At 57.9% G+C, this 14,863-nt stretch carries 9 protein-coding genes; all 9 read left to right on the forward strand.

Features of this window, described 5'->3' with window-relative positions:
* Positions 1-1,445 precede the first annotated feature (1,445 nt).
* Genes C7459_RS12610 through C7459_RS12650 form a run of 9 tightly spaced genes read left to right on the forward strand, consistent with a single transcriptional unit; the run spans position 1,446 to position 14,863 of the window.
* Positions 1,446-2,744 carry a hypothetical protein gene (locus C7459_RS12610; protein ID WP_109689667.1) on the forward strand — a complete coding sequence of 433 codons (1,299 nt, stop codon included), beginning with the start codon at positions 1,446-1,448 and terminating at the stop codon, positions 2,742-2,744.
* Positions 2,745-2,765: 21 nt separating this feature from the next.
* Positions 2,766-3,398 carry a CIS tube protein gene (locus C7459_RS12615; RefSeq protein WP_109689668.1) on the forward strand — a complete coding sequence of 211 codons (633 nt, stop codon included), beginning with the start codon at positions 2,766-2,768 and terminating at the stop codon, positions 3,396-3,398.
* 4 nt (positions 3,399-3,402) lie between these two features.
* A complete protein-coding gene (locus C7459_RS12620; protein ID WP_109689669.1) occupies positions 3,403-4,509 on the forward strand; it encodes a phage late control D family protein in 1,107 nt (368 codons plus the stop codon).
* Positions 4,506-5,258 (forward strand): phage baseplate assembly protein V, encoded by a 753-nt coding sequence (locus C7459_RS12625; RefSeq protein WP_109689670.1) that lies wholly within the window; start codon positions 4,506-4,508, stop codon positions 5,256-5,258. The genes C7459_RS12620 and C7459_RS12625 overlap by 4 nt, the downstream gene beginning before the upstream one ends.
* Before the next feature lie 37 nt (positions 5,259-5,295).
* Positions 5,296-5,697, forward strand: a complete 402-nt coding sequence (locus C7459_RS12630; RefSeq protein ID WP_109689671.1) for a GPW/gp25 family protein — start codon at positions 5,296-5,298, stop codon at positions 5,695-5,697.
* A 24-nt stretch (positions 5,698-5,721) separates the two neighbouring features.
* Positions 5,722-8,775, forward strand: coding sequence for a putative baseplate assembly protein (locus C7459_RS12635; RefSeq protein WP_109689672.1), 3,054 nt, complete (start codon positions 5,722-5,724; stop codon positions 8,773-8,775).
* Positions 8,776-8,796: 21 nt separating this feature from the next.
* Positions 8,797-11,049: a putative baseplate assembly protein gene (locus C7459_RS12640; RefSeq protein ID WP_109689673.1), complete on the forward strand. Its 2,253-nt coding sequence runs from the start codon at positions 8,797-8,799 to the stop codon at positions 11,047-11,049.
* A 12-nt stretch (positions 11,050-11,061) separates the two neighbouring features.
* Positions 11,062-13,167 carry a phage tail protein gene (locus C7459_RS12645; RefSeq protein ID WP_109689674.1) on the forward strand — a complete coding sequence of 702 codons (2,106 nt, stop codon included), beginning with the start codon at positions 11,062-11,064 and terminating at the stop codon, positions 13,165-13,167.
* 22 nt (positions 13,168-13,189) lie between these two features.
* Complete coding sequence (locus C7459_RS12650) at positions 13,190-14,863, forward strand: hypothetical protein (RefSeq protein WP_109689675.1); 1,674 nt, start codon at positions 13,190-13,192, stop codon at positions 14,861-14,863.

Raw genomic sequence — 14,863 nt, forward strand, 5'->3', positions numbered from 1 at the left:
GAGAACTACCTGCAGAGACGATGGTAGGTCTAGCTAATACAACCCCTCTCTGGAGAGCATCTCAAACAAACGCGGTGGAAGGTTTGGATAAGACCTCGCCACTCTGGAGAGCCCTTCCAGCAAGTGTGATACAGGCTCTAGGAATGTCATCCACCAACTGGAGAACCACCCTTGGAGCGGAACGAACTTCCGTAGGGACACCTTTCATTTGGCGGACGACCTCCGAAGCTGGAGAAGGAGCACAAGACGGATTACAAGTCCCGAGCGTGTCGACTGCTCCAAATGGAAGTCTCATTCAAGGCACAGCGCCAGAACAAGGTCAAGGTGTGATAGCCCCGCTCTGGAGAGAACTGCCTGCAAGAATGTTGGAAGGTCAAGGTCTGATAACTCCACTCTGGAGAGAACTACCTGCAGAGATAATGGAAGGTCTAGCTAATACAACCCCTCTCTGGAGAGCATCTCAAACAGACACGGTGGAAGGTTTGGATAAGACCTCGCCACTCTGGAGAGCCCTTCCAGCAAGCGTGATACAGGCTCTAACCATGTCATCCACCAACTGGAGAACCACCCTTGGAGCGGAACGAACTTCCGTAGGGACACCTTTCATTTGGCGGACGACCTCCGAAGCTGGAGAAGGAACACAAGACGGAATACAAGGTTCGAGCGTGCCAACTGCTCAAAATGGAAGGCTCATTCAGGGCATTGCGCCAGAGCAAGGTCAAGTGTTAGTAGCTCCGCTCTGGAGAGAACTACCTGCAGAGACGATGGTAGGTCTAGCTAATACAACCCCTCTCTGGAGAGCATCTCAAACAGACGCGGTGGAAGGTTTGGATAAGACCTCACCACTCTGGAGAGCCCTTCCAGCAAGCGTGATGCAGGCGCTAGGCATGTCAACCACCAACTGGAGAACCACTCTCGGAGCGGAACGAACTTCCGTAGGGACATCCTTCATCTGGCGGACGAACTCCGAAAATGGAGATGGATCACAACAAGACTCTCGCTTGTCATCACCCATCTTGAGAACGAGCCCGGCAACACCGATTGGTCTTGGAATGCCATCGTCCAACTGGAGCACAAACCCTCTAAGAGCCGCACTACCGCCAGAAGCAACATCCTCTAACTGGAGGATGAACTTGGCTGGATCGGTACAAAGGAACCTGCTTCCTCTGATCTGGAAATCAATCTATGCGAACTCGATTCCATCTCAGGCAGCAGAGGCAGTAACCTTCGTTGAGAAGTCAACCCACATGGGAGCACTTCATGGTCTAGGAACCCTATCTCCAAGTGGGAGAATGATTTCGATTGGGGCGATACAGGGTTTAGGGATGCCAGCTGCTCTCTGGATAGCGAACTCCACTGGAATCGAACGCAATCTGAAATCTGCCGAATTCATCTGGAGAATGCTCGCAACAGGAGATGCCTCAAATTCAATTTCAGGTATGCCAATGAGCACCCAATATCGCTCACCTGCTACTAACGGCAGGGCTGTTCCCACCGGGATTGCGAACCCATCACTTGAACGCTCAAACCGAGAAGTAGGCACGATAGGTGGAGCGAACGCTGCGGAAAACGTTCGTATCCTTCACGAGGGCATCCTGATTCCGGTTCCTTCCGCAGGTCAAAACCATCCTCAAGCCTTCCGCGACTTCGTGCAAGAATTACTAACCACGAAAAACGGACTGAGTTACACCGATGTTGGGCGAAACCTGTCCGAAGTCACCTCGCATTGGCCGAACGGAGAGGTGGTCTTGGACTGGAGGCAGGCCGTTGCTGAACCGCATGCTGGCAGGGATGGACACACCGCCACGACGCCATCAGGAGCCGCAATCGTACCACCCATCCAGTTCCATACCTTCTGGAACCAACTTAACAAAAAGCCGAGCACACAACTCGGCGCGCACCTCATCACACAACTTGGCAATGCAGGCCTTTCGCGATTCCTCGTGAACCGAGCACCGCTCATCGATCACTTAACCCGTTCGAACTCTCCGATCTCAGGAGGCACGTTCCCGGACATCCACCACTTGCTGAACGCAGGCGGTACTTCCTCCGCAGACTCGGTCGGCATCAACACGGCGACCGAAATGCCGAGAGCCCAACTCGAACGCCAAACGTTCGTCAACCGCCTGCTCCTCGCCTTGCGCGGTGCAGACGGAAGGCAGCCACAACCGAGCTTGCCCCGTTCCATACGCAACATCATGAGTTCAAGCAACGAGACCGACTTCCTCACCAACACCTCCAACGCCGAACGCTCGACCCCCTTCGCGACAACCGTCTGGCGCATGTTGGGAGCGTCTAGCAGTTCCGAGCCGCAAGCGGCGATGGAACGCTTTTTCACAAAAGGGACGTTGGGAGCTCACCAGCAACAAGCGTCGATCTCGCTGCTCCACCGCTTGCACACGGAGGAGCAGGCGATCACCTACGAACGGATACGCGACCGGTACTTGACCTTGCATGAGGAAACGACCCATGTCGTCCCCCTCCACCACCGCCAAGACCCAAGCTCCAACACCGAGATCGTTCGCCTCGACCACCGACAGCCGGAGTCCAGCACCTCCTCTGCACGTGACGAGAGCCGCAGCTCGACCAAGGCAGTCGTCACCACGCCGATCGTCACCGTCGAAGCGCCGACCAACCCGAGCCCGACCGATCTCTCGCAGGTGGACATCGACCGACTCGTCGACCGCGTCTACCGCGAATTTCAGAAAAAACTCGCGTTCGAACGCTCGATCCGAGGTATCTAACGCAGGAAAGGAGAATGCCAGATGGCGGAAAAAGCGATCATTCAGGTCTTGGACGGCAAGCAAAAAAACAAAAACTTCAAAGTACTGTTCAACCCGAATTCCTACAGCATCGACCACGGCAATCAGTACACGTGGCACACCATCCCTGGTCTCTCCCTTCCGCTCGCACAATTTGTGTCGGGACAAACACCGACGTTGTCGATGGAGTTGTTTTTTGATTGCAGTGACAAAGGCCCCAAGGCCGACATCCGTCTCAAGACCAGCGAGTTCGCCAACTTGCTCTCCGTCGACTCGGAACTGCACGTTCCACCAACCTGCAAATTTGTCTGGGGCTCCCTGCAATTCAAAGGCGTCATCGAGAAGATCTCCCAGAAATTCACGATGTTCTCCGCTGCGGGCAATCCGATTCGCGCCACGATGAACGTCACGTTCAAAGCGGTCGCCAGCGTCGAGGAACAGTTGCAAGGCACCCCGCGCCACTCACCAGACCGCACCAAGCAAAAAACACTCAAACAAGGCGACCAGCTCTGGTTGCTCGCCGCCGAGGAGTATGAGGACCCGAAGCACTGGCGAGCGATTGCCGATGCCAACAACATCGACAACCCCAGAATTCTGACGACCGGCCGCCGTGTGGTCGTGCCGAGATTGGAGTAGACCGATGGCGGAAGTCAAATTTGATGAAAAAACCTACTCATTCGATGACCTCGATGATACGTTCCACGACTTCAAGGCTCCGGAAATTGAGGTCACCAGCAACGGCAAAAACATCGTCAAGGAAGGTGCCGCGATCAGCTCGCTTCGTGTCACAACCAGCACATCTCCTGAGGCGAACAACTTCACATTTACCGTCACCAACGCATACGATTGGGTCTCGCGTGATTTCAAGTGGGTCAAGGAATTTTTTCCGTTGGGGACAAGTGTGAACATTTCAATCGGCTATGGCGGGACACGCGAGCCCGTTTTTACCGGCTTGATCACCGCGATTTCCTATGACTATCCATCGGAAGGCAACCCAACCCTGACCATCTCAGGCATGGATTACTCCTACCAGATGATGAAAGGCAAAGGCACCGCTGCGAAAAACATCTGGACCGACCAAAAGCACAGTGACATCGTGAGTGAAATTGCAAAGTCTTACTCGCTGACCGCCACCGTCGATGCTACCGCCGAACCGATGAAGGTCGACCGCGAAGGGCTCGATGACTACCAACTGCTGGTGCGACTCGCCAAAGAGAACCAGTACGAACTGTTCGTGATCGGGAAAAAGCTCTACTTCCGCAAGCCGGGCAAATCGACCACGCCGGTGTTGACGCTGGAATACGGGAAAAACCTGCACTCCTTCACGGCCTCGACAGACATTGCGACGCAGGTGGGCCAGTTCATTGTTCGTGGCTATGACAACAAAGAAAACAAGTGGATCGAAGCCAAGTCGGAGGCGATCAAGCCCTTTGGCGAAGGCTCCACGACAGGGCCCGATCTCATCCACAGCGTCACGAAAAACAAAATTCACTACGAATACACCAACTATGCCAAGCCCAAGCAGTTGGAGGAGCGGGCGAACGCGATGGCTCGTGAAGCCGCGATGCGGTTGATCACTGGGAGCGGGGAATCGATCGGGATTCCGTATCTGATCGCAGGGCGTTTTATCAAGCTCAAAGGGCTTGGCCCGCGTTTTAGTGGATTGCTGTACCTGACCCAGGTTTCGCACTTGATCAACAGCTCCGGCTACCTGACCAGCTTTACCGTAGGAGGGAACGCGCTATGAGTTTCGGTGATTTTGACTTTTTGGGAGGAGGGTTCTCTTCATCGGGGCAAGCCTCGTCCAACCGGATCAGCGGCGTCCTCGTCGGCGTCGTCACGGACAACAAGGACCCGGAAAACCTCGCCCGCGTCAAGCTGAAATTCCCGATTCGCGAAGGCGAGGAAGTGACCGACTGGGCACGCGTAGCCAGTCTGATGGCGGGCAGTGACCGCGGATCGCTGTTCATCCCCGAAGTGGGCGATGAAGTGCTGGTGGCGTTTCACCTCGGCGATGTCAGCCAGCCCTACGTGATCGGCGCGCTCTGGAACAAGGACCAAGCGGCGCCCAAGGGAGATGCGGACAAAAACAACATCCGCAAATTCCGCTCTCGATCCGGTCATGAGATCTTGTTCAACGACGATGGCGAGCAAGGCAACGTGCAGATCCTCACCAGCAAGGGGCACCAAGTGCTGATCGACGACAAAGCGGACACGATCACGATCTCGGATGCCAAAAGCAAAAACGTGATCGAGATCAAAGGCGGCGACTCTGGAAAAATCACCGTGACCTCTGCGGGTTCCGGTGCCAGCGCCGTCCTGACGCTTGCCGCCACTGGAGATGTCACGCTCAATGGTGCCAAGTCGATCAAAGTGGAATCCCCGCAGATCAACATCGAATCCTCTGGCATGCTCAATTTAAAGGCGAGCGGCAACATCCAGATGGAGTCGAACGCGATGGTGACGATCAAAGGTTCGATGGTCAAAATCAACTGACGCAACGAGAGCAAGATCAACGAGGAGGAATCCGCGCATGGACAACAACTTTCTCGGTCGAGGCTGGAAGTTTCCCGTCTCCGTCGACCCTGCCACCGGCCGGATTCTGATGTCGGAAGGCGAAGAGGACATCGCCGAAGCGATCCGCTTGATCGTCTGGACGGCCAAGGGCGAACGGGTGATGCGACCCGAATTCGGCTGTGGCATCCATGAATATGTGTTTGAGCGGACCGACCCGACGACGGTAAGTCTGATGGTTGAGAGCGTAAAGGTCGCGATCATGCGCTGGGAGCCACGCGTCCACGAAGTGGAAGTGGATGTGCAAGCTGACCAGCAGGAGGACGGGCGCTTGCAAATCCACGTCCAATACACCGTGCGCTCGACGAACAACCTGTACAACCAAGTCTATCCGTTCTACATCCATGAAGGCACGAGCTAACACACTGGAAAGGAGGGGAGAGCGATGCTGCCACCCCCGATCGACCCACGCACCTTGCAAGACCTGATCGACCACATGAAAGAGATGGTGCCGTACTACACCCCGGAATGGCGGTTCTCCCCAGACGACCCGGACCCGGGAACCGCGCTTTTCTACCTGTTTGCCGACATGTATCTGCAGAACGTTGACCGCATGAACCGCGTGCCCGTCAAAAACATGATCGCCTTCCTCAACCTGCTCGACCTTCAGCGATTGACCGCCCGCCCGGCGCGTGGTTATGTGACGTTCACCCTCAGCGAAGGAACCCCGCATCCTGTCCTCGTCCCTAGAGGTACGGAAGTCGCCGCCAAGGACGAAGAGGGTGCGCCTGTCGTGTTTCAGACAGACCACGCGATGCTGGTCACGCCGGCGCGCATCGCCGAGACATTTCTGGTCAGTGCGCGACAGGATCGGATCGTCTGCTTGACCGAACGCCTCGCCGCGCGCGAGGCCGTGACGATTTTTGACGTCACGCAGGGGCAAGACGAGCAGGCGCATGCGTTGTACATCGGACATCACGACCTGTTGTGGATCGATGGCATGGCAGAGGTGGAAGTGCAGTTTTTCAATTCCAAGGAACGTCACTTGGAGCGCACCTGTGGCGAATGGTTTGCCGACCCTGAGCGCGTCGAGTGGCGCTACCTCGGGGCGCAAGGCTGGGAGCCGTTTGAGGAAGTGACGGGTGATGGCAACCGACTCTGGTTGCGCAAAAAGCGCTCCGTCCCGTTCGCGCTGGACAATGTCAACGGCATCGAGAACCGCTGGCTCCGCGCCCGGCTGCTCCCCACAAGCGTTCCCCAAGGCTCGCATCCGCTTTTGATCGACGGCTTGCGGTTGAAGACGCAGTCCATCGATGAGCAGCGCCGCGGGGGATTTGCACCCGAATTGCTATTTGCCAACGACCAAGAAGCCGACCCGGCGGGATGTTTCCCGTTCGGGGAGTTTTTGGCCCCGTACAGCTTGCTCTACCTCGCCAGCGATGAAGCCTTCAGCAAAAAGGACAGCCTCATCGAGCTGTCCATGCGCCTCAAAGCGATCCACCGCCAACTCATGCCTGTCGAGGAGCCTGAGGTGGAATGGAAGCTGATCATGAAGGACTCCGACATCCCGAAAGCTCCGAAAATCTACCTCGCCTCGATTCGCAGTGTGGTCTGGGAGTACTGGAACGGCAAGTCATGGGCGCGCTTGACGAACGAGCTGGGGCATGAGGAACTTTTTTACCGACCGCTGCAGGAGGGGATCGATGTCAAGGTGCGCTTCCGCTGCCCGGACGATCTCGCCGAAACGTTCGTCAACGGACACTTCAAGCGCTTCATCCGCGTGCGTGTCCAGAGTGTTGACAACCTCTACACGCCCAACCCGGTACACCTCTCGCCGTGGGTGGAGAATGTTCGCTTGCAGTACCGTTATGAGCCGGATGTGTCATTTCCCGCCGAGCGCTTGCTTGCGGACAACAACATGCAGTGGAGCGACGGCACCCCCGATTTGACGGCGAATCCGCCGCGTCTGTTCCTGCCGTTTGCACCGCTCGACACAGGACATCCGGGGCTGTATCTCGGGTTTGACGCGCCGCCGACCAAGGGGCCGCTGCATCTGTACTTCTCCTTGCGCCAACAGAACGGCGTGGAGCAGAACCGCCCGATCGTCGATTGGGAGTACCTGCGCCGCGAAGGGGATCGCGCGGAGTGGGCGACGTTGAAAACGGTCGATGAAACGCTCGACTTCACCCGCAGTGGTGCGGTGCAGTTCGTCGGCCCGTCCGACTTCACCCGCGCTTCGCTGTTCCGTCGCGAGCTGTTCTGGATTCGAGCTGTCAACCGCGACAATCGCTATGACAGCCCGGCCACCGATCAGAAACGGCCGATCCTGCAAGCGTTGCACCTCAACACGGTGCGCGTCACGCAGCAAGAGACCCTGCGTGACGAATCGCCGAAGCAAGTCTCCCTGAACGACACCGAAGTGGAGTTCCAATTGGCGCATGCGCCCGTGTTCTCTGAGGAAGTTTGGGTGGACGAGACCGGGCACGTGACGGAGCGCGGCGTGCAAGAACTGCAGGAAGCAGGCATTCGCACCGAAGTGGTGCGCGACGTCGGCGGGAATCTGTTGAAACTCTGGGTACACTGGCAGGCGGTTGACCACATCGGCGACGCTTCTGGGCAGGAGCGCGTGTATCGCATCGACCGCACAGCGGGTACGATTCGATTCGGTGACGGTCGCCACGGCAAGCGGCTCCCTGATGGCGGGTCCGATCGCATCCGTGTGCATTCGAACAAGATCGCGGGGAAAAAAGGCAACGTGCCTGCCGCCGCGATCCACCAGATGCAACGTTCGATCGCCTTTGTACAAAGCGTCACCAACGCGGAGCCTACCGCTGGCGGCTGTGACACCGAACCCTTGTCCAAATCGCTCCAGCGCGGCCCGCAGACGATCCGCCATCGCGACCGCGCCGTCACCGCACAGGATTACGAATGGTTGGCGCGGGAGGCCTACCCCGATTTGGCGAAGGTCAAGACCTTCGCGGGATACGACGGGCGCATGAAGCGGAAAAGCGGCTGTGTCACGCTCGCCGTCTTACCCAGCGGCGGAGGCCCAGGCTTACCCTTTTTCCCCGAGCTGAAGCGCCAGATCGAGGAGTATCTGCAGAAGCGCTCCGCCACATCAATCGCCATGACGGGACGCGTCGAAGTCATCGAGCCTGCGTACTTGAAGATCTCTGTATTTGCCGAACTGGTCGTGAAGTCGATGGATGATGTCGTGCCGGCCGAGCGGGAAGCGATCGAGAAGTTGAACCACTTCCTCAACCCGTTCACGGGCAATTATGACGGCAAGGGATGGGAGATCGGTCAGCAGATTCACGCCTCGGTGCTCTACGGCCTGTTGAAGTCGGTCGTGGGAATCAACCATGTGCAGAAGCTCTCGATGACCGTGCACCGCATCACGGACGGACAAGCGCACGAGGTACGCCTCGAAGAAGTCAGCCATCTGCCGCACGGAATTGTGATCAACGGCAGGCACCAGATCGTCGTCGATCTGGTGTAACCAGAGAGGAGGGGAGCGCCGATGCTGCCGATGCCGAATTTGGACGATCGCCTTTTCGCGGAGATCGTCGACGATGCGCGCAAGAACATCCCGAGCCTACTGCCGCAGTGGACGGATGAGAACGCCCACGATCCAGGTATCACGATGATCGAACTGTTCTCGTGGCTGACGGAGATGCAGCAGTACTACCTCAACCGCGTCACCGCCAAAAATGAACGCAAATTTCTCCAACTTCTCGGCCTCACGCTTCGCCCTGCCACCTCTGCACAAGTAGATGTGACATTTGGCGGTTTGGAACAAGCGCAACGATTGCCGCGCGGGTTGAAATTACAAGCGTTGGACGAGACGTTCGAGACGACCGAAGCGCTGTGGGCGTTCCCGCATCGCATCCAGCGCGTGCTGGTCAAGTCGAACGCAGAATCCTCCGACTACACCTCTGCGAATGAAAATGGGCGAGTCGGTTTCTATGCGTTCGGTGCCGAGGCACAGCGCCAGACGAGTCTCTGCCTTGGCTTTGACCAGCCGTTGCCGCCAGAGCAATTTTTCACGCTGACGATCAACTTGCGTGAGGAACACGCGATTGTGCGCAATCCAGCACAGGAGGGTCTGGAGGTCACTCCCTCCGCCCGCGTGGCGTGGAGTTACTATGGAAGCGATGGAACTTGGCATCCGTTGAAGGAGCCGAACGTGCAAGACGGCACGAACCAGTTTTCTCAGACTGGTCGCGTCACGATCAAACTGCCGGGCGAGATGGGACGGACGACGATCCACCCAGCGAGCGATATCGAGCGGGCGTGGATCGCCTGCGAGGTTGTGGAAACCGGCTACGAAGTGCCGCCGATGGTGGAGAAATGTACCCTGAACACCGCCCTCGCCGTACATGGCGACACGCATAGCCTCGTGCGTGCCTATGAAAGCGACGGGTCGGCACACCAGACGCTGGAGTCGGACGACTACCTCGCTTGGTTCGGTCATGTGGATGTGCAGGTGTTAGAGCCGGGCGGGAATTGGCGCGATTGGAAAAAAGTTGACGCCCTCGCCGCTTGCGCGCCGCGCGACAACTGTTATGAGTTGGTGCGTAACCCTGAGCACAAGACCACGCGCATCACCTTCGGCGATGCTCGCAACGGTCGCATCCCACCGCGTGGACAAGGGACGATCCGCCTGATCTGCTATGCCGAAGACTTCAAATCCCACCGCTTGCTCGGAAAAAGCGACGGGTTGCCCAACCAGCGCTTCTCCCTGCCGATGAGTCCGTTGTTGCCCGATTCCCTGATGGTGCAAGTCGGCATCCCAGTTCCAGGGACGGACGGCAAACAGTGGGAGTGGCAGGACTGGACGCGGGTCGACGATCTCGAACGCTCCCGATCGGACGACTGCCACTATCTCGTTGATCTTGATGAGGAGGAAATTCTGTTCGGCGATCATGAGTACGGGCAGATTCCGCACAAGATGGCGGAGTCCGTGCCGGACTTCAACATCCGGTTGATCTCCTATCGCACCGGGGGAGGAGAGCGCGGCAACGTGCAAAAGGACCGGATCAGCGGTGTGATCGCACCGGCTCACGCGTTTGCGCCAACACTGTCCGTGACCAACCACGTCTACGCGGCAGGTGGCAGGGAGCGGGAGTCGCTGACGGAGGCGAAGGGGCGCTTGCGCCAAGAGATGCGCCATGCCACACGTGCTGTCACGGCGGACGATTACGAGCAGATTGCGCGTGCCACACCGGGTTTGCGCGTGGCGCGGGTCAAAGCGATCCCGCTGTATCGCGTCGGGCAGGAAGACGAGCAAGAGCATCTGCCGGGGCAAGTGACGGTCGTCGTCGTACCGTTTAGCGACAGTGCGAAGCCGATGCCGAGCACTGGCTTTTTGCAGACGGTGCAGCGACATCTGAATCAACACCGCCTGCTCACGACCGAAGTGCATGTCGTAGCACCGGAGTATGTGCAGATTACCGTCAATGCGGTCGTCGTGGTGCATCCGGATTATCGGCATCAGACAGAGCGGGTGCTGGCGGCGCTCGGGAACTTGCTCGACGTGTTGGACGACCGCGATCCGACCAAGGGATGGGAGTTTGGACGTGCCGTCTACAAAGGCGACGTGTATGAAGTGATCAACCGTTTGCCAGGCGTCGAGTACATCCAATCGCTGTGGTTGGATGCGGAGGGACGTGGGATTCGCCGTGACAGCAATGGCGACATCCACCTGCCGCCGCATGGGCTGGTCTATTCGGGCGCACATACCGTCCAATTGCTCAGTCGCACCGATTTGTAGGGGGGAGTCCCGTTGTACGAAAACACCACGTTTTTTTCATTAAACAAAGCGAGAGATTGGCAACAAGGGACGTACCACAACCTGCATCTGTCGGACGAAGGTGTTCGGCTGGAGCGCACGGTGCGCTATGGCAGACGGAGCGACATCTGGCTCAACCAGATCGAAGGCATGGGGTCGGTCGCCGATCTGACGCTCGGGCCGCGTGGGACGTTGCTGTTGCTCGATCACGAGGCCAAGGTCTGGCTGTACGACTATGTGAACCGGATCAGCGATTCACTATTTCCACCAGAGCACAATCTGTTCACGAACCGAGCCGTGCTAGGGGCGACAGAAGATCTGGTGGTCGTAGCAGAACGCCAGCAGCGTGGCCGCATCACCGCGTACTCGCTCTCGAACATCCAAGCAGTCTGGGAAGTGCGCGAGTGGCAAGGACAGGAGATCTGCCCGTTGGCGATGGGAACTGATGGCGAGCACGAGGTGTATGTGGTGATCCCCGAACAGACGGTTGCCGCCGAGAGCGGGCGCATCGTCCCGGCTGGGACTGCGCTCGTCGTGTTGCAGATCGGTGATGGCGGTCGCCTGCGCCATGTGTACCGTGACGAGGCCCTGACCGTCCCGCAAGCGACGCGGTTGGAGGAACTCTGGCAGCGGTTTTCCCTACAGGTGCAGCACAAGGGGAGATGGCTCTATCTGTTGGACGGAGACACGCGTCGGGTGCATGTGTTCCACCGCAATGGCGGTCTGGATCGCCATGTGGAGATCGAATTTCCCGGCATCCCGTCCGCCCTCGCCGTTGACACTCGTGACACGCTCTATGTGAGCGACGGTCGCGAGTTGTCATCCGGGAGCTTGGATGATCGCTTCGTCCACACCTACCAAGCGGACGGAGAACCTTCCGAACCGCTCTCCGGTAGCCAAGGCGAGGTCGGCAAGATCCTCTATGGCCATCAACACTTGCTCTACTTGTGGTATCGCGCGGAAAATCGCATCGCGGTGCTGGAACAATCGCCGCGCATCCAAGGAGCGGGTCAGCTCGGGGGGGCACCAGAGGGCGTCTACTTCTCCCGCGCATTCGATGCGGTCGCGTCTGAGACCGTTTGGCACAAGCTCTTGCTGGACGCTGATCTGCCGGATGAGACACAACTGCGCGTCTACTACATCGCGTCCGATCATCCGGAAGTATGGGTGGACGGTGGCACGTTGCCACTCGACCACTTTTTGCATAATGAACAGACTTTGCAGGAGAAGTTGGAGCGAACGCGAAACCTCTGGCAGGGGCCTATCGTCAATCCGCGCGATGCGCTGTTGCGCGCCCAAGGCCGCTTCCTCTGGTTGCGCATCGAATGGAGTGGAAGTGATCGGAAGACCCCGCTGCTGAAAAAACTGCGCGTGTACTACCCGCGCGTTTCCTATCTACAGTACTTGCCGGCTGTCTTTCAACAGGACCCGCAGAGCCGGGACTTTATGGAGCGGTTTCTGTCGCTGTTCGGAACGTTTTTTGACGAGATGGAAGAGGCGATCGACCACATCGCGCGGTGTTTTGACGCGGATGCGGCGACGGGCGATCTCCTGAAGTGGTTGTCGACGTGGCTTGGTATCGCCGTGGACGACCGCTGGACGGAGGAGCAGACGCGCGCGCTGCTCAAGCGAGCCCCGGACCTGTACCAAAAACGCGGCACCCGTGAAGGCTTGCAGGACCTGTTTGAGATCTTCACCGGGGAGAAGCCTTACATCGTCGAGTTTTTTCAATATAAATACCTGATCGAGAAGGCGGAGATTCGCCGCACGATGGAACGCCTCTACGGGTTGGACCCGTACCGCTTCTGCGTGCTGGTGAAGCCGGACGTTGTGCCGGATGAACGGAGCCGGGCGATTCTGCAAAAGCTCCTCGACGAGGAGCGGCCGGCCTTCACGGAGGCGCAGTTGATCGTGTTGGAACCGCACATTCACATGGGGTCGCACGCGTATCTCGGCATCAATAGCTTTTTGATGGAACCGTCCTTGCTCGTGTTGGATGACAAGGCGGCACTCCCGTACAACACCGTCCTCGTCGACGTTGACCGCAACAGCCGCATCGGGTTGCACTCGCGTCTCGGGATGGATTCGACTTTGGAATGACGGCGGAAAGGAGATTTTACACATGCAAAATTCACGATCGTACCCGTTTGAACGCAATCGGTATTTTTATGGGAAGCTGCTGACCGTCCGTGATTTCGAGTCGGAGCAGACCTACATGAACCAAAAGCGCTGGCTGTTGAACCGTCTCCTGCATGGGGTCGGTGTCGTAACTGGCCTACAAGTGACACCAGCGGGGGAGCGCAAGATCACGGTCAATTCGGGTCTCGCGTTCGACTACCAAGGTCGCGAGATCATCATCGATGAGCGCCAGACCTTGGATCTCTCGACCGTAAAAGGCTTCCAGAACAACGGTGACTATGCCAAGATCGTCTACCTCTGCCTCAAGTACGACGAGACGGGCAAAGAGATGGTACACTCCGTGGCGAACACCGGGCGCAAGGAGGAAGTCAGCGAGTACAACCGAATGGTCGAAAGCTACAGCTTGCTGATCAAGGAGGAGCTTCCGCCCGCTGAGCAGTTTGACGCGACGAACCTCTCCTGCACGACCAGCCTCTTGCATGAAGACCGCGATGTGCGCATCCTGCACCAAGTTCCGCGATTTGTGCAGGCGAACGACCGCTTCCAAGCCAAGTTGCTGATCCAGCGCATCTCGCAACAGCGCCATGTGCGCCTCGAACTCCACCCGGCTGGCAACGGCTGTGTGCTGGAACAGGAGACGAAGCAGGGGGATAAACTGGTCTTTGAGAAGGAGTTCGCGGACGGGGAGTACAACGTTGAGTACCTGTATACCCTCCGCGCTCTGCAACCTGCACCGGGCGCCACAGAGGGTACGGTCAGCATGAAGACGAGCGACGTGCAACTGTTTATCGCGGGCCACGAAGTCTCGGTGACGCGTTCGGTGCAGCATACATTTACGGTGACCTACGATTCGATTGCTGAGCAATTGTTGCAAAAAGCCTACTCGCGCTCCCTCGATGATGTGTTGACCGCGCCGAACGACCAATGCTTGTACCTCGCGCAGATTCACTTACAGCCGTTTGGTTCTTCGTACAAGGTCGACAGCATCGTACCGGTGCCGTTTTTTGAACAAGTCCACAATCCATCGATGCTGTTCAACCTCGGCACCGCGGGCGGGAGTCGTTCAGGAGCCGACAGCATCCTCGATGTGCAGGCACAGACGCAAGCGATTCCGGCAGATCAACCGCCACACCTCGATGTGAACTATGACCGTGCCCAAAAAGTTTTGACATTTACGCTGGGTCTGCCAGAAGTCAAACCCATCGAGCCACCGAAAACGATGACGACAGGCACCACCGATTTCTTTTTGCTGGAACGTAACAAACCGGGTATTTTCGGCAAGGCAGAACGCAGTTATGTGACAGATGAGATCACGCACGGACTGGGTGCTGGGCCGGTGTTGATCACGGTGGGCTTGGAAGCTTCGGAAAGCCTGTTGCCTGAGCAGCAGAGCACGATCTATGGTGATGCGGACGCTTTTCAGGGCACTGAATTTGCGACTGAGCTGCCGAAGCATACGATCGGCACACTGGTCTACCCGCACCGGGGTACGTTCCGCATCGGCGTTCGCCTGTTGGAGCCAGCCGAGCGTGGCAGTTTGCGCGTTCGGTGGTGGGCGCATCGTGCAGATGCGCAGTCGGTACAGGAGCTGGCACAACCGAAACTAGAGGCGGCGGCCGGCACGAGCGACGGTCATGAAACACTGCCCCTCGACTAG

This window comes from Tumebacillus permanentifrigoris, from assembly GCF_003148565.1.
Taxonomy (GTDB): domain Bacteria; phylum Bacillota; class Bacilli; order Tumebacillales; family Tumebacillaceae; genus Tumebacillus; species Tumebacillus permanentifrigoris.

Excerpts from the sequence above, each read along its gene's own strand:
- C7459_RS12610 (WP_109689667.1), top strand. The coding sequence starts at position 1,446 with ATGAGCACCCAATATCGCTCACCTGCTACTAACGGCAGGGCTGTTCCC.
- C7459_RS12615 (WP_109689668.1), top strand. The coding sequence starts at position 2,766 with ATGGCGGAAAAAGCGATCATTCAGGTCTTGGACGGCAAGCAAAAAAAC.
- C7459_RS12620 (WP_109689669.1), top strand. The coding sequence starts at position 3,403 with ATGGCGGAAGTCAAATTTGATGAAAAAACCTACTCATTCGATGACCTC.
- C7459_RS12625 (WP_109689670.1), top strand. The coding sequence starts at position 4,506 with ATGAGTTTCGGTGATTTTGACTTTTTGGGAGGAGGGTTCTCTTCATCG.
- C7459_RS12630 (WP_109689671.1), top strand. The coding sequence starts at position 5,296 with ATGGACAACAACTTTCTCGGTCGAGGCTGGAAGTTTCCCGTCTCCGTC.
- C7459_RS12635 (WP_109689672.1), top strand. The coding sequence starts at position 5,722 with ATGCTGCCACCCCCGATCGACCCACGCACCTTGCAAGACCTGATCGAC.
- C7459_RS12640 (WP_109689673.1), top strand. The coding sequence starts at position 8,797 with ATGCTGCCGATGCCGAATTTGGACGATCGCCTTTTCGCGGAGATCGTC.
- C7459_RS12650 (WP_109689675.1), top strand. The coding sequence starts at position 13,190 with ATGCAAAATTCACGATCGTACCCGTTTGAACGCAATCGGTATTTTTAT.